This window comes from Pseudarthrobacter sp. MOO14, assembly GCF_058267675.1.
Genome location: NZ_CM177849.1, coordinates 2,791,063 through 2,816,213, shown reverse-complemented (window position 1 = coordinate 2,816,213; position 25,151 = coordinate 2,791,063). Strand labels below are relative to the sequence as shown.

23 protein-coding genes and 2 pseudogenes are annotated in these 25,151 nt (G+C 65.5%); 6 read left to right on the top strand and 19 right to left on the bottom strand.

Annotated elements, in window-relative coordinates; translation table 11 throughout:
• Positions 1–56 precede the first annotated feature (56 nt).
• From AC4EEV_RS13175 to AC4EEV_RS13160, 4 genes are all read right to left on the bottom strand, one after another.
• Positions 57–1,070 (bottom strand): bile acid:sodium symporter family protein, encoded by a 1,014-nt coding sequence (locus tag AC4EEV_RS13175; RefSeq protein ID WP_133831233.1) that lies wholly within the window; start codon positions 1,068–1,070, stop codon positions 57–59.
• A gap of 129 nt (positions 1,071–1,199) precedes the next feature.
• Positions 1,200–1,787, bottom strand: coding sequence for a P-loop nucleotide/nucleoside kinase family protein (locus tag AC4EEV_RS13170; protein ID WP_491329158.1), 588 nt, complete (start codon positions 1,785–1,787; stop codon positions 1,200–1,202).
• Between the two features lie 55 nt (positions 1,788–1,842).
• A complete protein-coding gene (locus AC4EEV_RS13165) occupies positions 1,843–3,138 on the bottom strand; it encodes an MFS transporter (RefSeq protein ID WP_491329157.1) in 1,296 nt (431 codons plus the stop codon).
• 56 nt (positions 3,139–3,194) lie between these two features.
• Positions 3,195–3,842, bottom strand: a complete 648-nt coding sequence (locus tag AC4EEV_RS13160; protein ID WP_491329156.1) for a bifunctional 4-hydroxy-2-oxoglutarate aldolase/2-dehydro-3-deoxy-phosphogluconate aldolase — start codon at positions 3,840–3,842, stop codon at positions 3,195–3,197.
• A 91-nt stretch (positions 3,843–3,933) separates the two neighbouring features.
• Here AC4EEV_RS13160 and AC4EEV_RS13155 point away from each other — a divergent pair, with 91 nt between their 5' ends.
• Complete coding sequence (locus AC4EEV_RS13155; protein WP_491329155.1) at positions 3,934–4,746, top strand: DeoR/GlpR family DNA-binding transcription regulator; 813 nt, start codon at positions 3,934–3,936, stop codon at positions 4,744–4,746.
• Positions 4,747–4,845: 99 nt separating this feature from the next.
• On the opposite strand, the gene AC4EEV_RS13150 is transcribed toward AC4EEV_RS13155, so the two are convergent.
• The 6 genes from AC4EEV_RS13150 to AC4EEV_RS13125 all read right to left on the bottom strand — a co-directional run bounded on the left by AC4EEV_RS13150 (position 4,846) and on the right by AC4EEV_RS13125 (position 11,398).
• Positions 4,846–6,405 carry an acyl-CoA synthetase gene (locus AC4EEV_RS13150; protein WP_491329154.1) on the bottom strand — a complete coding sequence of 520 codons (1,560 nt, stop codon included), beginning with the start codon at positions 6,403–6,405 and terminating at the stop codon, positions 4,846–4,848.
• Positions 6,406–6,412: 7 nt separating this feature from the next.
• The gene (locus tag AC4EEV_RS13145) at positions 6,413–7,741 is read right to left on the bottom strand and encodes an MFS transporter (RefSeq protein ID WP_491329153.1); all 1,329 of its coding nucleotides are present in this window, start codon (positions 7,739–7,741) and stop codon (positions 6,413–6,415) included.
• A 107-nt stretch (positions 7,742–7,848) separates the two neighbouring features.
• Positions 7,849–8,304: a MaoC family dehydratase gene (locus AC4EEV_RS13140; protein WP_018763272.1), complete on the bottom strand. Its 456-nt coding sequence runs from the start codon at positions 8,302–8,304 to the stop codon at positions 7,849–7,851.
• A gap of 43 nt (positions 8,305–8,347) precedes the next feature.
• On the bottom strand, positions 8,348–9,562 hold the full coding sequence (locus tag AC4EEV_RS13135; RefSeq protein WP_491329152.1) for an acyl-CoA dehydrogenase family protein: 1,215 nt from the start codon (positions 9,560–9,562) through the stop codon (positions 8,348–8,350).
• A gap of 1 nt (position 9,563) precedes the next feature.
• Positions 9,564–10,457 carry an amidohydrolase family protein gene (locus AC4EEV_RS13130; protein WP_491329151.1) on the bottom strand — a complete coding sequence of 298 codons (894 nt, stop codon included), beginning with the start codon at positions 10,455–10,457 and terminating at the stop codon, positions 9,564–9,566.
• A 2-nt stretch (positions 10,458–10,459) separates the two neighbouring features.
• The gene (locus tag AC4EEV_RS13125) at positions 10,460–11,398 is read right to left on the bottom strand and encodes an SDR family NAD(P)-dependent oxidoreductase (protein WP_491329150.1); all 939 of its coding nucleotides are present in this window, start codon (positions 11,396–11,398) and stop codon (positions 10,460–10,462) included.
• Between the two features lie 131 nt (positions 11,399–11,529).
• Here AC4EEV_RS13125 and AC4EEV_RS13120 point away from each other — a divergent pair, with 131 nt between their 5' ends.
• Positions 11,530–11,997 carry a MarR family winged helix-turn-helix transcriptional regulator gene (locus AC4EEV_RS13120; RefSeq protein ID WP_133831446.1) on the top strand — a complete coding sequence of 156 codons (468 nt, stop codon included), beginning with the start codon at positions 11,530–11,532 and terminating at the stop codon, positions 11,995–11,997.
• A 686-nt stretch (positions 11,998–12,683) separates the two neighbouring features.
• Here the strand turns inward: AC4EEV_RS13120 and AC4EEV_RS13115 are convergent.
• From AC4EEV_RS13115 to AC4EEV_RS13100, 4 genes are all read right to left on the bottom strand, one after another.
• On the bottom strand, positions 12,684–12,893 hold the full coding sequence (locus AC4EEV_RS13115) for a hypothetical protein (RefSeq protein WP_133831239.1): 210 nt from the start codon (positions 12,891–12,893) through the stop codon (positions 12,684–12,686).
• 845 nt (positions 12,894–13,738) lie between these two features.
• A complete protein-coding gene (locus AC4EEV_RS13110) occupies positions 13,739–14,311 on the bottom strand; it encodes a hypothetical protein (protein ID WP_491329149.1) in 573 nt (190 codons plus the stop codon).
• Between the two features lie 65 nt (positions 14,312–14,376).
• The gene (locus tag AC4EEV_RS13105; RefSeq protein WP_491329148.1) at positions 14,377–14,745 is read right to left on the bottom strand and encodes a hypothetical protein; all 369 of its coding nucleotides are present in this window, start codon (positions 14,743–14,745) and stop codon (positions 14,377–14,379) included.
• 124 nt (positions 14,746–14,869) lie between these two features.
• Positions 14,870–15,205 (bottom strand): hypothetical protein, encoded by a 336-nt coding sequence (locus AC4EEV_RS13100; RefSeq protein ID WP_285246854.1) that lies wholly within the window; start codon positions 15,203–15,205, stop codon positions 14,870–14,872.
• Between the two features lie 174 nt (positions 15,206–15,379).
• Between AC4EEV_RS13100 and AC4EEV_RS13095 the strand changes: the two genes are divergently transcribed.
• Positions 15,380–16,090: a DUF2625 family protein gene (locus AC4EEV_RS13095; protein ID WP_491329147.1), complete on the top strand. Its 711-nt coding sequence runs from the start codon at positions 15,380–15,382 to the stop codon at positions 16,088–16,090.
• A 22-nt stretch (positions 16,091–16,112) separates the two neighbouring features.
• Here the strand turns inward: AC4EEV_RS13095 and AC4EEV_RS13090 are convergent, their stop codons facing one another.
• The gene (locus AC4EEV_RS13090) at positions 16,113–16,361 is read right to left on the bottom strand and encodes a hypothetical protein (RefSeq protein WP_491330886.1); all 249 of its coding nucleotides are present in this window, start codon (positions 16,359–16,361) and stop codon (positions 16,113–16,115) included.
• A gap of 610 nt (positions 16,362–16,971) precedes the next feature.
• On the opposite strand from AC4EEV_RS13090, the pseudogene AC4EEV_RS13085 reads away from it, so the two are divergent.
• Positions 16,972–17,370: pseudogene (locus AC4EEV_RS13085) on the top strand (recombinase family protein); the annotation flags it as partial.
• 335 nt (positions 17,371–17,705) lie between these two features.
• Positions 17,706–17,810 (top strand): annotated as a pseudogene (locus AC4EEV_RS13080) (hypothetical protein); the annotation flags it as partial.
• Positions 17,811–17,882: 72 nt separating this feature from the next.
• Here the strand turns inward: AC4EEV_RS13080 and AC4EEV_RS13075 are convergent.
• The 3 genes from AC4EEV_RS13075 to AC4EEV_RS13065 are packed head-to-tail and all read right to left on the bottom strand — an operon-like array spanning position 17,883 to position 22,566.
• The gene (locus AC4EEV_RS13075; RefSeq protein ID WP_491329146.1) at positions 17,883–18,851 is read right to left on the bottom strand and encodes an alpha/beta hydrolase; all 969 of its coding nucleotides are present in this window, start codon (positions 18,849–18,851) and stop codon (positions 17,883–17,885) included.
• Positions 18,848–19,840, bottom strand: a complete 993-nt coding sequence (locus AC4EEV_RS13070) for an alpha/beta hydrolase fold domain-containing protein (protein WP_491329145.1) — start codon at positions 19,838–19,840, stop codon at positions 18,848–18,850. The genes AC4EEV_RS13075 and AC4EEV_RS13070 overlap by 4 nt, the downstream gene beginning before the upstream one ends.
• Positions 19,837–22,566, bottom strand: coding sequence for an alpha-L-rhamnosidase (locus tag AC4EEV_RS13065; RefSeq protein WP_491329144.1), 2,730 nt, complete (start codon positions 22,564–22,566; stop codon positions 19,837–19,839). Before AC4EEV_RS13065 ends, AC4EEV_RS13070 begins: the two co-directional genes overlap by 4 nt.
• Before the next feature lie 151 nt (positions 22,567–22,717).
• On the opposite strand from AC4EEV_RS13065, the gene AC4EEV_RS13060 reads away from it, so the two are divergent.
• Positions 22,718–23,548 carry an IclR family transcriptional regulator gene (locus AC4EEV_RS13060; protein ID WP_018763253.1) on the top strand — a complete coding sequence of 277 codons (831 nt, stop codon included), beginning with the start codon at positions 22,718–22,720 and terminating at the stop codon, positions 23,546–23,548.
• A gap of 23 nt (positions 23,549–23,571) precedes the next feature.
• Here AC4EEV_RS13060 and AC4EEV_RS13055 read toward each other — a convergent pair whose 3' ends face one another.
• A complete protein-coding gene (locus tag AC4EEV_RS13055; RefSeq protein ID WP_491329143.1) occupies positions 23,572–25,071 on the bottom strand; it encodes a glycoside hydrolase family 43 protein in 1,500 nt (499 codons plus the stop codon).
• Positions 25,072–25,151: the final 80 nt, after the last annotated feature.

Below are 25,151 nucleotides of genomic sequence, written 5' to 3'. Positions count from 1 at the left end.
CGCAGGGTTGCCCACCGGACGGTTGCAGCTGACCGGGAGCCGGCCCGACGATTCGGTCAGCGTGTTTCCTGCGCCGGTGCCTGGTCCTTCAACGGACGCCTGGCGAGCCAGGCGGCCACGATGGCGCCGGAGATGTTGTGCCACAGGGAGAAAACGGCGGACGGGAGTGCAGCGAGCGGGGTGAAGTGCGCGATGGCCAGCGTCGATGCAAGGCCGGAGTTTTGCATCCCCACTTCGAACGCCAGGGCACGGCGGGCCTTGTCGTCCAGGCGGCCCAGCTTGCCGGCCAGGTAGCCCAGGCCCAGGCCGAAACCGTTGTGGAGCACCACGGCAAGGAACACGATGGCCCCGGCGTCGAGGATCTTGTTGGCGCTGCCGGCCATCACGATGGCCACGATCAGGGAGATCACGACGGCGGAGGCCCAGGGCAGCGCCGGCAGCACCTTCGCGACGAGCTTCTTGAGGAACAGCCGGGCCAGCAGTCCGGCGACCACGGGCAGGAGCACCGTCTTGACGATGTCCAGCACCATGCCGGCGGCGTCGATCTGCAGGTACGACCCGGCCAGGAACAGGACCAGCAGCGGCGTGACGATCGGGGCGATCAGGGTTGAAACGGAGGCGACGGCGACCGAGAGGGCAACGTCGCCCTTAGCCAGGAACGCCATCACATTGGAAGCGGTTCCGGAGGGTGCGCAGCCCACCAGGATGACGCCGACGGCGAGTTCGGGGTTGAGGTTGAGGGCTCCGGCGATGAGCCAGCCGGCACCGGGCATGATGACGTAGTGCGCCACGATTCCCAGCGCCACCGCCCACGGCCGCTTGGCCACCGCCGCGAAATCCGGCGGGGTCAGGGTCAGGCCCATGCAGAACATGATGATGCCCAGCAGGTAGGGCACGCCCTGTCCCATGGGCTTGAAGACTCCGGGGAGCAGGAAACCGGCGATGCCTGCGGCCACCACCAGGAGCGGGAACACCGTCACCGCGATGCGGGCGATCCGGCTTTCCGCTTCCAGCGCAGGGTTGGCGGGTGCCCCGTCCGGGGAATTCTGGGGTTTAGTTGCCTCAAGCATCCAATCATGGTGACACCGGCCGGCCAGGCTCCGCCAATTGATGACCGGGAAGGGTAACAACGGCGGAGCCGGGCACGAAAAAGGGAAAGCGGACGACGGCGGTCGTCCGCTTTCCCTTGCCCCTCGGCTTCAGGCCGCCCCTACCTCCAGCGCAGCGGCGAAGGCAGTGACGTCAACGGCAGCGCCGCTGTTGTCAAAGTCCAGGTGGCGGGCGCCCTTCCATCGGCAGGAATCGCCCTGGGCACCAGCCCAGAACGTTTCCCAGTTGGAAAGTTTCCACTCATCGCGCGGGGACCCCCGGGCAATCAGCCTCCGGCGGAGGGCCTCTCCTGCCAGCCGGACGTGCACCACGACAAGATCCGCCTCGGGCCAGTCGTGGTCGACCCGCACCTTGGACAGGTAGTCGTCGTCCGGAAAGAACTTTCCAAAGGGCGCGTCGAGCACCACGGAATTGCCTGCCCTCAGGTTGTCGCGGGTGAGGTCCAGGATGGACGCGTATTCCAACGGCATGATGGTGTTTTGGTAGAAGTCGCTGTTGTCCCGCTCGTGGGGATCGGAGCCGTTGAGGGTCAACAGCAACTCAGTGAAGCGGATGGTTGCGGTGTCCTTGTCGATGTGGGCGGCACCGAAACGCTCTGCGAGGTGCCGGCTGACACTGGACTTGCCTGAGCCTGCGGGACCGATCACAAAGAACACTTTGGGGATGGTACTGGTCAACTGCCTGTTCTTCCTTGAACTGTGGAACGTGGCTTTGGAACCCGAAAGATCCGGTCTACGCCACCGGGGCGGGACGTCGGTCCTTGACGAAGAAGCCGTATGACACGGCGCCCACGATCAGCAACACGCCGCCGATCAGGAACACCAGGGTGTAATTGCCGCCTGTCGCATCAAGGATAAGGCCGGTGACGATTGGCGCCACGGCAGCTCCAAGGAAACCACCGAAATTCTGGATGGCGCCCAGGGAAGCCACCTGGTTGGGTTCCGCGATATCAGAGGCCAGTGTCCACAGCACGCCGATGGGAACCTGGGCAGCAAAGTAGCCCAGGGACAGCAGGACGATCGCCAGTGTGGTGTTCTCCACGTACGCCACCGGCAGCACCGCAGCTGCCGCCAGAAGGGCGCCGCCAACAATCGGGATCTTGCGGGCACGGACTACGGGGACTCCGCGGGCAATTGCCTTACCGGAGAAGATACCGCCGGCAAGCACGCCGGCAATACCGCACAGGAACGGCAGGCCGGCCAGCCAGCCGATTTGGCTGAGGCTGAAACCGCGGGCGGTCTGCAGGTAGCTGGGCAGCCACGTGAGGTAGACCCACACCGTGTAGAAGATGCCAAATGCGCCAATGACCATGAACCAGGTGTTCTTCTTCGTGAGCAGCTCACCCCACCCGGCCGGCTTCTCCTTGGGCTGCAGCCGCTCCTCGAACTCTTCACCCTTGATGATGAACTGCTCCTTCATGGTGGGATCGCGGTAGATCCGCAGCCACACCAGGGCAACGACGACGCCGAGGGCGCCGATGACCAGGAACATGCCCCGCCAGCTCATGGTCAGCATGAGGAAGGTCAGCAGTGGCGGGGCAATGGCGTTGGCAATCTGTGAACCCGTGTTAACGATCGAGACGGGCAGTGCGCGCTCAGTTTTGTTGAACCACTTGTCGGCCACCTTGAGGCCGGAGGTGAAGAACGGCGATTCTGCCACACCCAGAGCGACTCGGGCCGCATAAAGAAAGCCGAAGGAGTTGGCCATGGAGGAAAGCATGGAGACGATGGACCACAGGCCCGCGGCCCAGGCGAACATTTTCTTGGGACCGAACCGGTCGACAAGGTAGCCGGCCGGCAGGTTGGCAATGGCGTAGGGCCATGAGAAGGCAGAAAGCAGCAGCCCCATCTGGAGGGCGTTTAGGCCGAACTCCTTGGCGATGGTGGTGTTGGCGATACTGAGGTTGTTGCGGTCCAGGTAGTTGACGATGCCGCCAATGACGAGCAGTGCGATCAGGTACCACCTGATCCGCACGTTTCGCCCTGGCTTTTCCCTGGACGGGCGGATTTCTGCTGAAGCTTGGCTCATGCAGCTCACTCCTTTGTGTTCTGTCGGCAACGGGCTGCCGGTGCTGGGGTGCCGCCCTAGTGGCGGGCTTGTTCGATTGCTGCGAGGAAGGTGCGCGCGGCTTCCGCCACCTTGCCGTAGTCGCCATCCTGCTGGGCCGCCTTGGTGACAAAGCTGCCAACACCGACGGCGGTGACCCCGGCCGCGAACCATGACGCCACATTGGCGGGGCTGACGCCGCCGGACGGCATGATTGGCGCTTGGGGCAGGGGCGCCAGAATGGTCTTGACGAAGGACGGGCCGCCGAGTTCGGCCGGGAACAGCTTCACAATGTCTGCACCCGCCTCCAGCGTGTTGAGTACTTCGGTGGGGGTGAAGGCACCGCTGGCGCTTACGGCTTGGTAGCGGTTTGCCGTCGCAATCATCCGCGGGTTGAGCTGCGGGCTGACCAGCAGCCGGGCCCCGGCCGAGACGGAAGCGTACGCGGCTTCCGCGTCCAGAACTGTCCCCGCCCCAACTACGATCCCTTGGTCGCCGTACTTGTCCGCCAGGCGCTCGATGACACCAAGTGCGCCCGGGACGGTCAGCGGAACTTCTACGGCGCGGATGCCGCCTTCGATGGCCGCCTCGGCAACGCGGTACGCCTCGTCTGCCGAATCGAGGCGCGCGATGAGCAGGGCGCCTGTACGGACGATGGTCTCTAGGGTCTCAAATTTGTTTAACATCGATTAATAGATTAGCCCAAAGATTCACAAATGGGAACAGTCTGTGAAAACTTGTTAAGCTGAAGCCACGCCATCCCAAGGAGGGAATTCCGTGAGCCCCACCGCACGACCCCTGATCCCCGAGCAGCGTCACCAGGAAATCCTGCGCCTTCTCCGGCGTGAAGGCGTCTTGAGTATCCGGAGCCTCACGGACTACATGAACGTGTCCCATATGACCGTCCGCCGGGACATCACGGCACTGGAGGAACAGGGCCAGGTGATTTCCGTCCAAGGCGGAGTGCGCCTGGCGGAGTGGACCAGCCAGGAACCGCCCCGGGAACGGGAGTTCAGGGCGCAACTGGAACTTCCCCGCAAACAGGCCATCGCCGAACTCGCCGCCGCATCCGTGGAGGACGGCATGGTGGTCTTCCTGGACGCGGGGACCACCTGCCAGTCCGTGGTGCCGTACCTCGCCGGCAGACAGGGAATCACCGTTGTCACCAACGATTTCTATGTAGTCACCAGCCTGTTCGCCCACCCGCACGTCGAAACCATCCACACCGGCGGGGCGGTGGACCCGTCGAGCGCCTCGAGCTGTGGACGAATTGCCGCCGACGTGGTCAAGTCGGTCAACATCGACCTGTGCTTCCTCAGTACCGGCACCTGGAATATGGCCCGGGGCATCACCACGCCGTCCATGGACAAGGTGGAAGTAAAGCTGGCAGCCCTCGAATCCTCGTCCTCGTGCTTCCTCCTGGCCGACAGCACAAAGTTCGGCACAGTGTCGCGTTTCAATGTGGCGCCGCTTGAAAGGCTGGACGGCGTGGTCACGGATGACCAGTTGCCGCAGGAAATGCAGGAAAATATCCGCGACCTGGGGGTCGCCGTCCAGGTCGCCAGGCTCAGCAACGCCGCGTCCGCTTAGTTCGGATAGCCCGCAACCGCCAAGTCCGGGGACGGTGACGTTAAAAGGGGCAGGTGCCCGGCCCGGATGTTCCGTGGCGGGCACCTGCCCCTTTGGTGCTCAGAGCTGTTTGCGGAGCTCCATCTTGCGGATCTTCCCGCTGGCCGTGCGGGGCATCTCGGCCACCACCACCAGGGACTTGGGGATCTTGTACCGGGCCAGCCGGCCGTCGAGGAAGCTCCGCAGCCCGTCCGCCGTCAGGGATTCGCCCTCGCGCAGGGTCACGATCGCCTGCGGAACCTCGCCCCATTTGTCATCCGGAACGCCGATGACGGCCACGCTCCCCACGGCGCTGTGCTCGGCGATGACAGCCTCCACCTCGGCCGGGTAGATGTTCTCCCCGCCGGAGATGATCATGTCCTTGAGCCGATCGGAGACAAACAGGAAGCCTTCCCCGTCCCGGTAGCCCATGTCCCCGGAGCGGAACCAGACCGAATCGGCGTAGCTTGCGGCCGTCGCCTCAGGCCGGTTCCAGTACTCCTTGATCACGTTGGGCCCGGAGATCTGGATCTCCCCCACCTCCCCGGGAGCCACGGCGCCGCCCATGGGATCGGCGATCCGGACGTCGGTGAAGAAGTGCGGAAGGCCTGCCGAACCGGCCTTCTCCCGTGACCGCGCCACGGGAAGCATGGTGACTCCCGGCGCTGTTTCGGTCATGCCGTAGCAGCTGGTGAACCCGATGCCGCGGTCCTCGTACGCATCCAGGACCCGGCGGGGAATGGCGGAGCCGCCGCACGTGAGCTTGTCCAGGGAGCCGAGGTCCGCCCCCTCCCAGCCCGGGTGTTCGCAGAGCAGCTGGAACGTGGTGGGCACCCCGTTAAGGGTGGTCACCTTGTGCTCCTGGATGAGTTCCAGGACCCTGGCGGGATCGAACTTCGCCTCAAGCACCACGGTGGCACCCTTCAGCAGCATCGGCAGCAGGCCCATGTCCAGCGACGCCACATGGAACAGCGGCGAGATCATCAGCGCCACATCGTTGCGGTTCAGGTCCATGTCCACGATGGTGTTGATGCAGTTCCACGTGATGTTCCCGTGGGTCAGGAGCGCACCCTTGGGTTTCCCGGTGGTCCCCGAGGTGTAGAGGATCATTGCCCCGTCATCGAGCCCCACCGGCACGTCGGCGGGACCCGGTGCCGCAGCCTGCAGCGCCTCCTCGTAGGGTGCCACCTCACAGGGAACGACGGCGGCGGGTGAGGTGCCGGCGGAAGGTTCGGTCCCGCCGTCGGCCGCTACAACCAGCCGGTGGGTGACGCCCGTACCTTCCAGGGCAGCAGCGGCAGACGCCCCCAGGGCGCCGGCGTTGACCAGGAGCCGGGCCCCGGAATCCTCCAGCTGGAACTGAAGTTCAGGCGGAGCCAGCCGGGTGTTGAGCGGGACGAAGATGGCGCCCAGCAGGCCGCAGGCGAAGAAGGTCTCCACGAAGGACGGGTGGTTCTCGCCCAGGTAGGCCACCCGGTCGCCCTTTGCCACTCCCCTGTCCCGGAGCGCGCTGGCCAGGCGGTCGGCCCGCTCGGCCAGTTCCTCGTAGCCAAGGGTGCTGGTTCCGGAAATGAGGGCTGCCTTGGAACCTGATTTGTGCCGGCGGCGCTGCAGCCAGGATCCAACTCCGTTGTTGTCCATGGTTCTCCTAACGGACCGTGGTGAGGTCGTTGTTCTTAGATTCCCGCGTCAGGGCGATGAAGACAATCGACACGAGGGCCATGACGGACAGGAACACCACCACCGGAACGATGCTCTGGCCGGAATCCTTATAGAGACCGGCGATGATGCCCGGGGTGAACCCTGCGCCGATGAGGGTGGCCAGCTGGTACCCCACCGCGGCACCGGTGTAGCGGGACGTGGTGCCGAACTGTTCGGACACGAACGCTGCCAGCGGCCCGTACAGGGATGAGTGCAGGACCAGCGCCACGGTAAATGCCACGAAGACCAAGCCGACATTGCCGGAGCCCAGCATGCCGAACATCGGGAACAGGTAGGCGATGAACAGGGCCAGGCCGGAAATCATCACGGGCCGGCGGCCGAACCGGTCTGACAGGCGGCCGCCCAGGAGGACGAAGACGATGGAGATGGCCGAGGCCCCGGCGAACGCGTACAGCACACCTTGCTGCGGCGCTCCCTTGGAGACGGCATAGGTGACCGAGAAGGTGGGCAGCACCACCTGCAGGCCGAACCCGGCGGCGCCGGCGAACATGATCATGATCAGCGCTTTGGGCCGGCGCAGCACCTCAAGGAGCGGGATCTTGCGCTTGGCGCCGGCCTGGGCCTCCTCCTTGGCCACCGCTTCGGCGAAAATGGGGCTTTCCGAGACCCGGAGGCGGACGAACATGCCCACGATCAGGAGCACGAAGGACAGCAGGAACGGCACCCGCCAGCCCCAGGCAAGGAAGGCGTCCTGCGGAAGGGCCGAGAAGGCACCCATCACCAGGGTGCCCAGCACGGCGCCGGTGGGCGCGCCGGCGTTGACGAAGGACGCTGCGAAGCCGCGCCGCCTGGGATCGGCGTGTTCCAGCGCCATGAGGGCGGCGCCGCCCCATTCACCGCCGACGGCGATGCCCTGGCAGACCCGCAGGAGCACCAGGATCACGGCGCCCCACGGCCCGATGACGCCGGCACCCGGGATCAGGCCGATGAGGGTGGAGGCGATGCCCATCATGGCCATCGAGATGATCAGCATCCCCTTGCGGCCCACCTTGTCACCGAAGTGGCCGAAGATGATGCCGCCCAGCGGCCTGGCCACGTACCCGGCGGCGAAGGTGGCGTAGGCCGCCACCACGCCCACCCATTCGTCCGTGCCGGCGAAGAAGACCTTGGGGAAGGCCACCGCTGCGGCCGTGGCGTACAGCAGGAAGTCGTAGAACTCAATGGTGCTGCCCAGATAGCTGGACAGGATGACCGTGCGCGCTTCCTTGCGCTTGGCGGCCGTGCCCGCGGGTGCGAGCGTGGTGTGTCCGGACATGGCTGTTCCTAAAGACGGAGGAATGTGGGGTTTTTGGGGTTGCCTGAGGCGGCGGCGCCGGAGGGCGCAGCCTAGGTTTTGGAACTGCTGTTACTGGTTGAAGCGGCTTACTTGTAGAAGCGGGCCAGGAATTCGGCGACGACGGCGGGCCGTTCCTGGCCTTCGATCTCGATGGTGGCGTTGACCTTGATCTGGGCGCCGCCTTTGACCTCGGTGACGTCGGCGATGGTGGCCTGCATGCGGACCTTGGAGCCGACCTTCACCGGGGAGGTGAAGCGGACCTTGTCCAGGCCGTAGTTGACCTTGGTGGTGACGCCGTCGACGTCGAACAGCTCACCCCAGAACGGGATGATCAGCGACAGGGTGAGGAAGCCGTGCGCGATGGGGGCGCCGAACGGGCCGTCTTTGGCGCGTTCGGGGTCGGTGTGGATCCACTGCTGGTCGTCGGTGGCGTCCGCGAACTGGTTGATCTGGTCCTGGGTGATCTGGCGGTAGTCGGTGGTGCCGAGGTCCTTGCCGGACAGGGTGAGCAGGGTGTCGAAATCGACGACGAGATTGGGCATCGTTGCCTCCTGGGAGTTGTTGGTTGGGTGGGGAAGTAGTGGTTCAGCGGGTGAAGGCGCTTTGGCCCGTGAGGACGCGGCCGATGATGAGGGCGTTGATCTCGTGGGTGCCTTCGTAGGAGTAGACGGCCTCGGCGTCGGCGTGGAAACGCGCGACGTCGGCGGCGAGGGTGATGCCGTTTCCGCCCACCACTTCCCGGGCCAGCGCTACGGCGTCGCGCATGAACAGGGAGGTCTGCATCTTGGCCAGGGCCGAGTCCTGGTCGCGGTAGATGCCTTTGGCCTGCTGCTCGGTGAGCCTGACCACCAGGGACAGGCTGGCCGTGACGTTCCCCAGCATGCGGGCCAGTTTCTCCTGGACCAGCTGGAAGGAACCCAGGGTGCGTCCGAACTGACGGCGTTCGTTGACGTAGGCGAGGGCTGCCTCGAAGGCACCTGCGGCTATTCCGGTGGCGATCCAGGCGACGTCCGAGCGCATGGCCCGGAGCATCGCCGCGACGTCCCTGAACGAGTCCACGTTGTGCAGCCGCATGGACTCGTGAACACGGACGCCTTCCAACGTGATGTGGGCGTTCTGCATCATCCGCAGGGCCGTCTTCCCGTGGATCTTCTCCAGCGTGACCCCGTCGGCCTCCCGGTCCACGAGGAAGGCCTTGACCTGCCCGTCGGCTGCATCCCTGGCGAAGACGGCCAGGACGTCCGCGGTGGCGGCGCCACCGATCCAGCGCTTGGTCCCGTCAAGGATCCAGCCGTCCCCTTCACGGCGTGCGGTGGTGGAGAGACCGCCGGCGATGTCCGATCCATGCTCAGGCTCGGTCAGGGAGAAGACGCCCTTGAGCGAGAAGTCGATGACCCGGGGCATCCACTCGCGCTGCTGCTCCGCCGAGGCGCCGACCCGGATGGTGGTGCGGAACAGGCCGGCCTGGGCGGTGTACCAGGTGGCCAGCGAGGCATCGGTGCGGGCAAGTTCGAAGATCCGGAAGCCCTGGTAGATTCCGCGGGCGGGCCCGTCTTCGGTGAGTTCAGCCGGCTCCATCAGGTCCAGGTCGATCAGCGGCCGGGCGAGCTGCTCCGGGAATTCGCCGCGTTCCCAGTACTCGGCCAGCAGGGGTTTTGCTTTCCGCTCCAGGAACTCCCGCAGCCGGGCCAGGACCCGGCGCTCGTCCTGTGTGAGCAGGGACTCGGCGTCGTACCAGTCCGCTGCCTCGTAGAGCCGGGCACCCACGCCCGCAGCCGTCGTCGTGCTGCTGGTGCCCATCTCAGCCACCCAGCCCGAGGAGGCGCACCGCGTTGTCCTTGAGGATCTTGGGCCGGACCTCGTCCTTCAGGGACAGCCCCGCGAAGGCACCGAGCCATTTCTGCGGGGTGATCAGCGGGAAGTCGGTGCCGAACAGCACTTTGTCCTGGAGATAGGAGTTGGAAGCCTTCACGAGGGACTCCGGAAAGTACTTGGGCGACCAGCCGGAGAGGTCGATGAACACATTGGCCTTGTGCGTGGCGATCGAGTTTGCCTCGTCCTGCCACGGCACCGAGGGGTGGGCCATGATGATCTGCAGGCCCGGGAAGTCCGCGGCCACGGCGTCCAGCAGCAACGGGTTGGAGTAGGCGAGCTTGATACCGTACCCGCCGGGCAGGCCCGCTCCCATGCCGTTCTGACCCGTGTGGAAGATGGCCGGCAGGCCCAGTTCCTGGAGGGTCTCCCACAGCGGGTAGAAGCGTTCGCTGGACGGGTCGAAACCCTGCAGGGACGGGTGGAACTTGAAGCCGCGGGCGCCGAGTTCAACGGCCTGGTGCTTTGCTCCGGCGATGGCGTCTTCGCCGGTGCGTGGATCGACGCTGCCGAACGGGATCAGGACGTCGTTGTTCCGGGCGGCGCCGGCGATGAGCTCCGGGATGCTGTTGGGTTCGTGCTTGAGCTGGGTGCGGGCGTCCACGGTGAAGACGACGGCGGCCATGTTCAGTTCGCGGTACACCTCGGCGATGCGGTCCAGGGAGGGGGTGCGGTCCTCGGCCTTGAAGTATTTGGCGGAGGCCTCGGTCAGTTCCTCCGGCAGGGAGCCGTGGCCGCAGCTGTCCACCTCGAGGTGGACGTGCATGTCGATGGCGTCCAGCGTGCTGGCGTCGACGCCCAGCTCGTAGCGGTCCGTTGCCATGATCAGCGGGCCTGCGCCGGCTCGGGCTTGAGGTCCTCCGGCAGGGGCAGGAATTCCTCGCCGTAGCTCTGCAGCGTTTCCGGGGTGAACAGCTGGCCGGCGTTTTCCTGCAGCGCCTCATAGCTCCAGCCGCCGTCGCGGTACTCGGTGGTGGCCGCTTCCGGGTGGGTCCAGACCTGCAGCCGGTCACCGCCGGCGCCGATGGCCTGGCCGGTGATGGCGGCGGCCTCGTCGGAGGCGAGGAAGGCGACCAGCCCGGCGACGTCGTCGGCCGTTCCAAATCCCAGGTCATGGCGGAAGAAGGACGGCATGGCCTCGCCGCGCTCGTCCGCCTCCACTGCCTTCTGGAAGTAGGGGACGGTCTTGGTCATGGCGGTGGCTGCCACGGGAATGACGCTGTTGACCGTGACGCCTGCCTTCTTCATTTCCAGCGCCCAGGTCCGGACCATGCCCACGATCCCGGCCTTCGCCGCGGCATAGTTGGTCTGGCCGAAGTTGCCGCGCTGCCCGGTGGGCGACCCGATGGTGATGATGCGGCCCTGCACGTTGTTTTCCTTGAAGTACGCGAAGGCCTCCCGGACGCAGGTGAAGGTGCCCTTGAGGTGGACGTTGATGACCACGTCGAAGTCCTCGTCCGTCATCTTCAGCAGGGACTTGTCCCGCAGGATTCCGGCGTTGGTGACCAGGATGTCCAGCCGTCCGAACGTGTCGACTGCTCCGGCCACCAGCGCCTTGGCGGCGTCCGTCGTCCCTACCGGAACCACCACCGCGGCGGCCCGGCCGCCGTCGGCCTCGATCTGCGCCACAGCCCGGGCGGCAGTCTCGGCGTTCACGTCGTTGATGACGACGGCGGCGCCCTGGCGGGCCAGTTCCCGTGCGTAGGCAAGGCCAAGGCCCTGCCCGCTGCCGGTGACGATTGCAACCTTGCCGTTCAAGCTCATTGGCCTGCTCCTTCGCATGCGCCGGCCGAAGCCGTTGGGGTGGTCCCACTGCGGTGTGAGATCCTTGTTGGGATCAATGAAATTACGGATCATTGAAAAAGTCAACGATTGTTTTTTACACCGGAGTTGTGATGGCCACCTTGGGCACCGAAGTTCAGACCCCCCGCCTTGCGGCAGCGAGGATCGGCAGTGATGTGGGCCTGCTGCTGGCCAAACTGCACGCCGCCGGCTCGGTGCTGAACAACAAGGCCCTGGCTGACTTTGGCCTGCGGGAGCGATCCTTCTCGGTCCTGACGCTGGCGTGCAGCGGGCTGGAGCCCACGCAGCGGGAACTGGCGGACTTCCTCAGCCTGGACCCGAGCCAGGTGGTCACCTTGGTGGACGACCTGGAGCGCCGCGGGCTGGTGGAAAGGGCGCAGGGGAAGCAGGACCGGCGCGCCAAGATCATCGTCTCCACGGCCGAGGGCCGCAGGATGCATACCAAGGCCCGGGCAGCCCTGGACGCCGCGGAACTTCACCAGCTGGCCGGACTGACCGACGGTGAGTCCCAGGAACTGAAGCGGCTTTTGCGCAAGGCCCTGTGGGGCGCGGCGGAGTAGGCGTCCGGCTGGATTTCTGTAATTCTCACCGTCCCGCTGTGGCTACCACGACCCCGAAGTTTCTTCGACAGAGGTTTCGGACGACCCAGAATCCCCTGACGCCTCCCGTCAAACGCCGGGTCCCCACGGCAGATGCGCCTAGTCACGGCCTCTGCACTACACGTCATCCGAGCGTCCGCTGAAGCATCGTCTAACGGACGTTTGTCGGGGTGGCTGAGCACCCGAGGCCCCCAGATCTGGCCTCGATCTCGACCCGCGGGTCCTGACTGCCCACGGGAACTCACACAGCCCCTGCCCTACCTTTCTGACGCCGAGTCGCTTTGGTTTTGGCGACGTTCCTTGAGTCCTGAGCGCAGGGTAGATAAAATCGCGATTCCCATGGCCACTGCGGTGAACCACAGGCCCGCAGATCCCTGCAGGGCAAGTGTTGCGGAGACGAGCAGGAGCACTACGGCAAGCATGAGAAATGCCCATCGTCCGGCGGCCATCATTTTCCCCGTTCGGTGGAGTGGTCGAGCTCGCGGGCTGCGCGGGATTTTTGATCGTGCCGGCGAAACATAAAAGCGACCGCCAACATGGCAATGACGCCGATTAGCACGGACGGCACGAAGCCGATGGAACGCCAAAAAAGAGCGAACGGCAAGAACCCGGCCGCGTAGACGGCCAAGCTACGGAGCGCTCGGGTCCTAGTGGTCATCGGCCGGGGTCATCTTGTGCTCGCGTTTCGCGGGTCGGCGGCCGATGAAGTACTTGACGATCAGTGCCAGGCCGATTGGCACGAAGATAATGCCAGTGGCCAGACGGAGCATGTCAGCGGGGACCCACATGAGAAAGATTGCCGCCCAGATGAGGAAAAATACTCCGGCAATTAGTACTGGCAATGCGGGACTGCTCATTGAGTTCCCCCTCGGTGCTGAGCCCGGACCGAGCTTTGCTTAGTCAGACCGACCTCGTGATATGCCGCGAGCCTACCCACGGGGCCAGCGAACGCAAGTCAATTTACCGGCGCCGTCCCTAATCATCAAAAGCACCATCTCGTCGCGCAGACGTCCGTAAGGGGATCCTTCAACGGGCACCCCTTGTCAGACCTCAGCGCAAGCTCCGCTAGGTACTGAAGGGTGTCCAAACAGGACGAAGGTTGTGCCGTCATCCTCCAATACCGAGACATATCTTGGGCCGAAAAGCGTTACGACCGACTCGCAGATAGCCATCGCGCTCTTCGCCTCCTCACTACCGGTGGCACCGTGAGGGTCCACGAAGTTGGTTTCGACGCGAATCCTGCCCGGCTCAGTTTCTGCCACTGACTTGATCGTGTTCAACCATGGTGCGTCCTTTTTAGCTGTTTTGAAGTCAGCTGTCTTGTCCCGGCTGTAGGTCGTGGTGGGGATGGAGCTAGGCGCTATTGCGGCCTGACTGGCCATCAGGGGCGGCGTCGAGGTCTCGGGGCTCGCTTGGGGAGCGGACGCTGAGCACCCACAGAGCAACGGGGAAACCGCAACCGCGATCAACGCGAGGACAGGGAAAGCAAGCCCGTGCGAACCTGATTGTTTTGTGAACTTCGACTTATTGCCTGGCATGATGTTCCCCCAATTTATGCATCGTCTATAGAAGCTACTCGCCATCAGAATGGCATCTGAGTATTCCTCTGTGAAGATCTCGAGTGAGCGAGGGGGCTTCTAATCTCAACAGGCTGCAATGCGTTCGATTGAGGATCCTTTACCGTGCACCCTGGGGGGATCACCTATCGGGGAAGGTCAATAGGCCCTGGTTCTGTTGACGACGTCGCGGTTTCGGATGTCTGCCACGACCTGATGAACTCCGGAATGCTTTTGCCATGTTCTGACCGGGACGAAATAGTAATTGGCGGGGATGCTGATTCTTTCCAGACCTGGACCAGGTGCTGCTCGGTCGGGGCGTCCACAACGAGGTCAAAAGCTGCATCGCGGCCGGTACTGTGGACCCTTGCACGGTAGCTGCCCTTTTCGTCACCGGTTACGTTGCCAATGTCCTTCATTTCCCAATCCGTGGGGGTATTGAAGTAGGCCCGCCCTTCCGGCAGCGTTAGGGACACTTCGTGGACGTCTTCCCACACAGGAGCCGCGGCTTCCGGACGTTCTTGCAAAACCTCGATCGCCAATTCGACTGGTCCCGAATGCACTCCGGTGAACACTAGAGGCACTCGAAGGGCTTCCGGTTCTTGGCCCCGTCTGGCAGCTTGCAGCGCCGCTATAGGGTCTAAAGGAGGGAACGGCTCGACAACGAAATCCACGGCGTGGCCAACGGCGCGTATGGCAAAGGCGGCTGACTCGATCACAACCTCAGCCTAGCGTCGGCTGCTTGTGCCGTAAGTGGATCCCTTATCGGGCGGCGTATCGACGGTCAGGAGCAGATGTTGAGAAAGCCTGTGGCACCGGGACGAGCAAGGAAGGTGACGATGTGGCCATTGTCGTCCCGGAATATAGCCTTTGAACCGGACACGGTCACGGCGCCGTCCTGATAGGGGTTTCCCCATCCCGGAGGTGGATTGCCCTGACCGTCGTCCAATGGTGTTTCGGCAACGAAGAATGTGTCCTCCACGCGCAATTCCTTGATTCCGCAGTGGGTATAAAGCCGGCTTGGCATGCCCGAAGCAGCGGGGGTCAGTGTTTCCGGGGAGGCTTTGGTCATCGGCGCGGCAGGAACAGCGCACGCAACCAGGACGGCCGATAGCGCAAGGGCCAATGATGAGCGTCTGATTTTTTCGGCCATGCGACCGCCCCCAATTCCCGATCAGGCTCAAAGAGTATGCCGTGGGAAAGAGCGTGACAATGCTAGGGCTGGTCACATTTTCCTCACGGCCTCCGGTACTGGATCCTCAATCGCGCCGTTTGCGTCAGAGTTGAAAGGTCACTTCGGCGTTCTCGGATTTGAGGGTCAGTGGAGTGCCTAGATCGAACTGGCCATCTGACGGGAAGGCCAGGTAGAGGATTCCTCCGAAGGGGCCGTCTGAAAGCGAGTTGCTTTGCGCGGTCATTAGCGCCGTGCCGTGTCCATCTGTGAGCGTAAATCGCTCATGCACCGCTGCCAAAGTTGTTGCTGCCCTATGGCTGGATGGAATTCGGGCCTCTGATCGGAGGCGAATGAGGAGATGGGTCTCTGTGGTCTCCAAGGTCTGGACCGTGAGATCCATGCCGCTCTTACGGACGATGGTCAAGTTGGACGTGAACATGGTTGCATTCTAGGCACTGAGGAATGAGTGCGATATTGCTTGATGGGCGCTAAGTGTCCGGTGAAGGATCCCTCAGCGGACACTGAAGGGATCGGCGCCGCCGGAAAGTCCGGGTGGCATTGCGTTCCTGGAGTCGCGGCAACTGGGCAATCGGACCTATGACAGGATCTGATTATGACTCCAACACGATCTGCTGACGAGCTTCTTGGCGTCGATTCTCCCGCGTGGCCGTGGCTGGTGGAGCTCTTGGCTGGCGCGGTGGTCGACTTCAAAGTGTTGTCAGCGGACGACGCGTCCAAAAGGAACGTTCTCTTCCGCCTGCAGGTGACAGCCGCGTCGACGCTGGGAGCAATTGCGTCGAACTGCGCGGCTATCGTCATCGACCACGGATGGGTCCGCATTCTCGGCGCTGGCGCCAATGGAATCGAGGACATCGCTACAGTAAACGCTTTAGGTGATCCCGATCCTCGTGCAGTGCCCCCAAGGCATCTCGTCATTGCTTACGACGTCCTGGGTGGCATTTTCGCTATCAATCACGATGATCTTCGTGCCGAGCCCGGTGAAGTCTGCTACTGGGGTCCGGACACTCTGGAGTGGACGCCCCTCGGAGCCGGCCACACGGCATTCGTCGAGTGGCTCGTAGGGGGCGGAACAACGGAGTTCTACCGCGAACTGAGATGGCCGGGATGGGAAGAAGAGGTCGCAGCGCTGTCCCTCGACGAAGGCATAAGCGTCTACCCGTTCCTCTTCACGAAGGAGGGCCAGAACATCGCAACGGCGGCAAGAAAAACCGTTCCCTTCCATGAACTGCTCTATTTAAATGAACACATGGCCAACAGCCTCAGCGCGAATCAGAATGGAGGACCTCCGCCTGGCGTTCGGTGAGGGATCCCTGACCGGACATCGCTCACTCGTTCTTGTTGTCCTCCGCCCGACTCGTAAGTGAGGGGATCGGCCCATCCGGCTGCTCCGGCACGTCGCTTCGGGCTTGACCGTCTTGAACGAAAGTAATCCTGACTTGGCTCCCCCGCTCAAGGACGGACCCAGCGGGCGGATCTTGGGAGGTCACCCAGAACAGCCCTGGCCACGTACGCGAACGCAGCCCTGGCCCGTCAGGGTCGCCAGCGGCAAGACCAAAGCCAATGCTCGCCGCCATCTCCTGGGCAATGTGCACAGGCTGCCCAACGAGATCTGGAACAGTCAGCTTCTGACGTTCATCCATCTCTGCAACTCCACGGCGGGTTAGGAGGATGCTGTTGTGAGAGCACCCACGAGCGCGTAGATGAAAAGACCCAAAGAGGCGATTGTTAGCACCATTATGGTTCGGCGTCCCAGGAACGGGCTTCCATCACCTTCGGGTCTATTGCGTCTGACATAAAAGAAGCAAAAGCCTAAAATAGCAAATCCGAGGACGGAAGGAATTAGTGGCCAGTACATAATTCTCTGATCCTCTCTCTCCATATGCTTTCACCATAATCGTCCTAAACCCGAAATTCCGGAAGTGCGCGGCGTTCGCGCACCGTGCAGCTGGCGATACCCAGACTTAGGAGTATTGATACGGCCCGCGACCGGGAATGCATGTATTCCTATACTTGACGCCCCCTGGCTGACAGGCGACGGGTGTCCGTAAGCCGGTCGTCCCCCGGACGTGCCGGCGCTGCCCATCGACTCGTTCCAAATCCGCGTGCATCCGCCAAGTTCGGATTCTCGTATACCCCGCCCGAATTAATGCCCGGTGAAGGGGCCTTATACGCTACAGCCCAATCATGCTCATCGGTAATGCCCGCTGCTCGACCAGCAACCAGGACCTCACCGCCCAGCGTCATGCCCTCCACGGCCTGGGAGCCGACGACGACATGGTCCACGTCGACCACGGATTTGCCGGCACTAAGCGTGACCGGCCCGGCCTGAAAAAGAACCTGGCGGCGTGCCGCAACGGCGACACCTTCGTTGTCACCAAACTTGACCGGTTGGCAAGGTCCCTGCCGGACGCAAGGGATATTGCCGACGAACTCACACGCAAGGGCGTAATCCTCAACATCGGAGGCAGCATCTACGATCCCCATGACCCGGTTGGAAAGCTGCTGTTCAACGTCCCTGGCATGGTCGCGGAATTTGAATCCGACCTTATTCGCGCCCGGACCCGCGAAGGCATGGCGGTGGCGAACGTGATCGCTTCCCGGCAGTGAGGGCACGGCCTTGGAGCTTTCGTGCAGAAGACTCTCGACCAAAACAGGGGACTTTGAACACTCCGATTTCCATACCCGTCTGCACGCGTCCCGTACTTTCGGGGCAGCGTGTGCAGACGACTTCGGAAAATGAAAGCCACTTTGATTGCCAGCCATCGAGACGGATCGTCACTTTTTCGAAGCCGGCATAGTTGGCGTCGCCCTACGCTCTGGCAGTCGCCACCCATCTTTAGATCTGGGTCCGCCGCTCTGCGCGGCCGGCCGCTGCTTGAGGCGTGGGATCCTGACGACGTCCGCCGGCAGTACACGCCATACGTCGATACCTACGGCCCGGCCCCCTGGACCCGCACCAGCTCAGCGGCGAAGAGGCCTTCTGGCTGCGGACCGGGGTCATTGACGCGAGGCGGGCGTTCCCCTGGGAGGACCCCGGCCTGCCGCCGGAACTCCTCACCCGCGAATTTCCGGGTCAGGGCGTAGGACCTCACCGCCTATGCCGCCCGAACCGCCGCCAGTTCCCGGGCCAGGAAGTCCAGGGCGGGCTGCCCCTCGGGAAGCCCCGCCGTGTGGTTGAGGTGGCCGTGGACGGCACCCCGGGCCAGGAAGGAAGACACCGGAACCCCGGCCCGCTCCAACGAGGAAGCAAAAAGCTCGGTCGAGCCGCGGGCGTCGTCGTATTCGCAGGCCAGGAGCGCTGTGGGCGGAAGGCCGGCAGGATCGGCATACCCGGGCATCGCATAGGACGGCGCCATGCTGACAGGTCCGCCCACGTAGTTCTCCGCCGTGCGGATGCAGTCCTCCAGGGTGAACCGTAAATGCCGGGGCAGGCCGGCCATGACCGCCTCGTCCAGGCCGCCGGCCGGCGGCGGGAGTTCGGCATGCAGGAAGGGGTAGGCCAGCAGGAGCTTGGCCGGCAGCGGCTTGCCCGCGTCAATCAGGTAGAGCGCGGCGCCCACGGCCAGGTTGCCGCCGGCACCGGCACCGCCCAAACAGAGCAGGTCCGGATCCAGTCCCAGGGATGCGGCGTTCTTCCGCGCCCAGAACCATCCGGTCAGGGCATCGTCATGCGGAATGGGGTAGGAGACCCCGTCCCGTGCCAGCCGGTAGTCAACGGACAGCACCGGCGTCCCCCGGTCCGCAAGCACCCGGGCCAGGTAATCAGACTCGGGAATGTCCACGCTGCCGCTGACGAAGCCGCCGCCGTGCAGCCACACCAGGGCCGGGCTTCCGGTTCCGGCTGCTTCGCCGTAGATCCGGAGCGCCACCGGCCCGTGCCGCCCGTCCGCAGTGACCGTGTGGATGGGGACGTCGGGGCCAGGCGTCCGGACGGCGTCGGGATTCAGGAACCGCGGGCCTTCAGGGCTGGCAAGATATTCGGCGAAACCGTCGGCGGTTCCCCCCGGGCCGCCGGCCGTGGGAGCCTCCGCGGCAACCGCCGCCGGGTCTGTCCGTGGTGTCATGGCGTGCCCAGCTTCCTGGAGAAGTAGCGGACGGCAGAGTCGAGGATGTCCGCCATCCTGTCCTCCGCGCCGAAGAAGCAGTGGTCGGCGCCCTCAATGGTCACCACCTCATGCTCCACCCTAGCCTCGGCGAGCGCGGCGGCCAGCAGGTCGGTCTGCGAATGCGGCACCAGCCCGTCGGAGTCACCGTGCACCAGGAGGAACGGGGCGGCGCCGGCGTCCACGTAGCTGACCGGGCTGGCCGCAGCCAGCAGCTCCGGATCATCCGAGCCGCCCACCAGCATGTACTCAGGCTGCAGGGACATGCCCGGCGGCACCGCCGCGGTCAGGGCAGCGGGAAAAAGACCCTCAGGCATGGACATGGGAGGGATGTCCACCAGCGAGGAAACACCGTAAAAGTCGACGACGGCGCTGACGCCACTGGAGTGCCCTTGCGCACCAAGTCCGCCTTCAAGGCCGCCGTGGTTGCCGGTCAGTCCAAGGAGGGCCACCAGGTGGCCGCCGGCAGATTCACCCCAGGCGCCGAACCGGTCCGGGTCGACGTTCAGCTCTGCGGCAAATTCGCGCAGGTACCGGACGGCGGCTTTGAGGTCGTGGAGCTGGGCGGGGAAGGGTGCCTCAAGGGAGTGCCGGTAGTCAGCCGTGGCACAGGCAATGCCGGCCTCGTTGAGCAGCCGGAACACCGAGTTGGGTGCGAACGTGGGCGGCAGTTCCCGGCGGTCGCCCAGCTGGAACGCGCCACCGTGCACCCAGAGCACCAGCGGTGTGGGGCCGGACGCCTGGCGCGGCAGCCAGATGTCCAGCTTCAGCGGCCGGAACCCGATGGCCCGGGCATACGTGATTTCCCGGTGCACGGCGGACACGTCCGAGACCTGCTCCGGTGTTCCGGGCGCGTCAAAGACGGGGAACGCCGGAACGTCCCTGCCGCCCGGCCGGGAAACGTCAGGACGGGCGGGGTCGAGTATGGCCGTAGCGTCTTCCACTGTCATAGTGTGCTCCTCATCAGTTCGGGTGTAGCAGCGTCCCCACCGGTGGCGGCAACGAAAGTATGGATTCCCGGCCCGACGACGACGGCCGGTTCGCCGGGCAGCAGCACCTCCGCGGTGGTGCCGGCGGGGATCGTGGCAGTGAGCGTCAGCCCGGCGTCGTGCTGTTTCCCCGGGGACGCTGCCCCCTCCGCCACGGCCCACTCCACCTGGATCAGGCCGCGCGGCCCCAGGTGGGAGGTGGAGGCGGAGGCCAGTCCGGCGCCGGGGCGTGGCTCGATGATGATCCGTTCCCAGCCGGCGCTTCCCGGTGCCTGGCGCAGCCCGGCCGTATACCGGTGCAGGAAGGTCACCACGGCCCCCTTGCTGTAGTGGTTGAGGGATTGGTGTGCGGTGCCCGCGGCGTCGATGCCGTTCCACAGCTCCCACACGGTGGTGGCGCCGCGGTCCACCATGGCCAGCCAGGACGGTTCCGTGTCCTGCATAAGCAGCTGGTAGGCCAGGTCCAGTTCACCGTTGTCGGCCAGGACGGGGAGCAGGTAGGGCGTGGCCAGGAATCCCGTGCCCAGGTGCGTGCCGGCGTCCCGGATCAGCTCCGCCAGCTGCGCGGTGACCCCGGCGCGGCGGTCGGGGCCGACCAGGCCGAAGGCCAGGGCACGGACGCAGTTGGCCTGACTCGGTTGGGTGACGCGGCCGTCCGGGCCGAGGTATTCCGTTTCCCAGGCGTCCCGGATCCGGCCCGAGAGTTCTGCCAGCTCGGCAGCCTCGTCGTTGCGGCCCAAAACACTCACGATGCGTGCCATCAGGTCCGTGGTGTGGCGGTAGTAGGCGGTGGCCACGATGCCGTTGTCGGCGCTGCGGGCGGCGAAGAGGTCCGGCTCGGGACCGTCCGGTTCCATCCATTCGCCGAAATGGAAGCCCGTGTCCCACAGGTATTGTTCGTGCGGTGCCGGGGTGGGGTGTGCGGCGGCCCTGGCGGGGTGCCGCCGGGTTTCGGCGGAGGTCTGGACGAAGCCGTGCCAGCGCTTCATCGCATCATAGTTTTCGGCCAGGATCGATGCGTCACCGGTGGCCAGGTAGACCTCCCACGGCACCATGACGATCGCGTCGCCCCACCCGGCGGAGCCGTTGGTGAAGCCCATGAAGTCGGCCGAGGTGACGGCGGGCCCGGCCGACGGTGAAATGTTGGCGATGACGCCGTTCTCCCATTGGTCCGCCCGGACGTCCCGCAGCCACTTGCGGGAGAACCCGGTGACGTCGTACAGGTAGGCGGCGGCGGGGACGAACAGCTGCCAGTCTCCGGTCCAGCCGGCTTTCTCGCGCTGGGGACAATCGGTAGGGACTTCGCAGGAGTTCCCCAGGAAGCTCCATTCCGCGATGTCGTGGAGCGTGTTCAGCCGCTCGTCGCTGCACCGGAAGGTGCCGATGCGTTCCAGGTCCGTCCGGACCAGGCAGCCGGTGACGTCCTCGGGATGCAGGTCCCGGCGAAGGCCCTGCACGGACACGTACTGGAAGCCATGGGTGGTGTGGCGGGGTTCGAAGACCTCGCCGGGCGCGCCGGAGGAGATGACCGTGTCCACCTGGCCGGCGTCGAGGAACGCCCCAGGTGAGCGGAAATCATGCGGGCGCAGGTGGTCCCGGGTGACGTCGCCGTCACCGCCGAGCGCCTCGGCGTATTCCAGCGTGACGATTTCGCCCGGCGCCCCCAGCTGGGTGAGGCGGATCCAGCCGTGGATGTTCTGGCCGAAGTCCACCACCTGGTTGCCATTTGGAAGGCGGGTGATGGAAACGGGGGCGAGCTCGCGGGTGACCCGGGTGGGCGGAGCGAGGGGTCCGGCCAGTGCGTCCATACTGCCGGGACGGACGACGGCGGGACGGGGCCCTGGTGCCGTGCCTCCGGCAGGTGCGCGGCCGGCGTCGCCCGATCGAAAATCGACGCGCTGGCCTGCCACGAGGTCCGCGCTGGTGATCTCCGTGGCCGACACCTGCCACGTCGCGTCCGTGCCGATGACCTGCCTGCCCGCCCCGGACTCCAGCTCGAGCTGCGCCAGGAGGGCCGTGTGCGTGCCGTATATGTCGGCGTCGCGCGTGTAGCCGAAGCTGCCGCGGTACCAGCCGTCGGTGAGGACGGCGCGGATGGTGTTGACGCCTTCGCGGAGCAGGCCGGTGACGTCGTGGGCCTGGACCTGGAGGGTGGTGTTGTAGCTGGTGGAGCCGGGGGTGAGCTGCTGGTCTCCGACGCGGCCGCCGTTGATGAAGAGCTCGTAGATGCCGTGGGCAGTGGCGTAGGCGCGGGCCTGCTCCGGGGCGGTCTGCAGGGTGAAGGTTTTTGTGAGGGCCCAGCCGGGCCGCTCCCCGGGGGCGGGGACGTCCTCATCGCCGGGCCCGATCCACTGCGCCGCCCAGTCGGAGGCGTGCAGGAGGCCGAGCTCTACGGACATCGGTTCGGACCAGCCGCTGGCCGTTTCGGTGCCGGCGGGGTCGATGTTCCAGGTGCGGACCCGCCACTCGAACCGGCTGCGGGAATCCAGCGCGGGGCCGCTGTAGGGGATGCCGCTGCTTTCAGCCGACTCCACCCTGCCGGTATCCCAGCCGTTGCCGGCCGTGATCCGGTACGCGGCCTGGCGGACGGTTCCGGCGGGCGGTGTCCAGCCGAGCCGCGGTTCGCGGATGGTCAGGCCCATCGCCTCGGACAGGTGTTCGGCCCGAAGCCGGGTGGGGGCGGTCATGCGGCGGGACTCCTGGAGTGCGGTTGCTGGGAGTTCCAGCATCGTGTGCCGCCACCGGTCCCCCACAGGGTGCTTTCAATGGTTGGAATAGTATTGTGGTTCAGCTCACTGCGGGCCACCGCAACAATCCACGGCGCTAGGAACCACTGCCATGACTGCCACCCCGGAAACGGATACCCCGCCGGCCCGCGGCAAGCGGCCGAAACAGGGCGAACCGGTCATTGACCGGGCGCTGAGCCTGCTCGCCGTCTTCTCGGACCGGCGCCGGGCACTGACCCTGTCCGAGTTGGCCCGGTACGCGGAGATGCCGGCGCCCACGGCGCTGCGGCTGATCGCCCGGCTGGTGGCGTGGGGTGCATTGGAACGGCTGGACGACGGCCGCTATGTGGTGGGGGTCCGGCTGTGGGAGGTCGCGTCCCTGTCGCCGCGCGGGCACGGGGTGCGGGAGATCGCGCTCCCCTACCTTGAGGACCTCTTCGAGGTCACCCGGCACCACGTCCTGCTGGCGGTGCGGGACAACGAGCAGGCGGTGCTGATCGAGCGGCTGTCCGCGAAGGACGCCACCGAGGTGGCGTACCGGGTGGGCGGCCGGGCACCGCTCCGGTCCACGGCCATCGGCCTGGTGCTCCTGGCCGGAGCGGACCAGCAGTTCCAGGAAACCATCCTGAAGCGGCCGCCGGAGATCGAACCCGGCGTATCCGAGATGCCCGAGGGCCAGCTGCGCCGGACCTTGTCCGATGTGCGGCGGACCGGCATCGCCATGATCCGCCGCAGCCTGCCCTCCCGGACCGTGTCCGTGGCATCGCCCATCTTCGACGCCCAGGGTGCCGTGGTGGCGTCCCTGTCCATCGTGGTTCCGGACGGCTCCACGCCGCCGAACGTCCTGGCCCCGGCGGTCCGCGCCGCCGCCAGGGCGGTGTCCCGCAACCTCGGCTTCCAAGCACAGGCAAGCGCGGACGTCAGGACGCACTCCCAGGGGTAACGGCCGCGTCAGTCCTGGCCGCCTCAGTCCTTGCCGCAATAGTCCAGGCGGCGAACCACGACGTCTCCTTCCACGGCGTAGGCGCCGAAGGCCCGCCCGGTAAACGCCTTGGCGGTTTCAAACGCCCAGTGCCTGCCGTCCAGTTCGGTGAGCAGCACCTCGCCGGCACGGCCATCCGGGGCAGCATCAGGTGCCGCAGGCCGGGCGAGGAGGCGGATCCTGTCGCCGCCCACGGCCCCGGCCGTGAAATCGCGCGACGGCGGCTCGGCCAGGATCGCCAGTTCAACGTCACCGTGCGGGAGCGTTGCCTCCCAGGTACGGTCAAAGCCTGCGACGACGGCCCGCGCGGTGACCGTCACACCTGCGCTGCTGCTGCCGGCTTCGACGCCGAACCAGTTGTCCTCCGCGTTGCGCACGACGATGCCGCCGCTCCCGGCAGTGACGTCCAGGACGGCCCGCACTTCGATGCCCTGATGGCGCTGCCGCTGGGCGACGAAGGCGGGCCGGGCCGCGCCGAGGGTGTTTCCGTCTCCACTGATGACCAGCCCGCGGTCCGTTGGCGTGGTGAAGTCCGCAGGTGTCCGCCGGACTCCAATCCAGTGCAGGTGGTCCAGGCCGGCACCCCCGGTGAAGTCATATTCGGTCCGTTCCGGCAGGACGGCGGACGGCACCGGCAGGCTCGCGTACGGCCAGTCGTCATCCCAGTCCACCGTGGTCAGGAAGGTTTCGCGGCCCAGCGGGGAAAACGCCTGGGTGAGGCCCACCGGACGGACGCCCAGCAGCCCCATGGCGGTGCCGCCGTCGGGAAGCTCCACCAAGTCTGCGTGCCCGGTGTTCTGGATGGGCCAGCCCGTGCCGGCCGCGGTGAGGATGGGGTTGTGCGGCGCCGCCTCGAAGGGTCCGTCCGGCTGGCGCGAACGGGCCACGGTGACGGCATGGCCCCTGTCCGTCCCGCCCTCGGCCGCCAGCAGGTACCACCAGTTGCCGCGCCGGTAGAGGTGCGGACCCTCAGGCGAGTAGAGTCCGCTGCCCTGCCAGAGCGGCCTGGGCTCCTCCAGGGCCGTCCCGGTCTCCAGGTCCACGCGGACCTGCTGGATCGCGTCCGGGTGCCGGGCGAAGGTCACGTACGCGGTTCCGTCCTCATCCCAGGCCAGGTCCGGGTCGATGCCGTCCACCGCGTCGATGACAATCCCGTCGCTCCAGGGGCCGGCGGGGTCTGTGGCAGTGAACAGCACGCAGCCGCGGCCCCCGAGGAAGACCGAAACAATCAGGTGGAACACGCCGTCCCGGTACCGGAGCGTCGGCGCCCAGACCCCTCCGGGCGTCGGGACGTTGGCAACGTGGACCTGCTCCTCACGCGTGGCCACATGCCCGATCAGCTCCCAGCTTTGCAGGTCCTGGCTGTGATAAACCGGCAGTCCGGGGAGGTATCCGAACGATGACGTCACCACGTAGTAACCGTCCGGGGTACTGACAATGGTCGGGTCCGGGTTGAAGCCGGGAAGGATGGGGTTGGAGTGCATCCAGCCATCCTTTCGCCTGGCCCGGTCCACCGTGTGGCCTTATTTCATTCGTTGAAACGCGTTCCGGGGCCGGCGGGGCG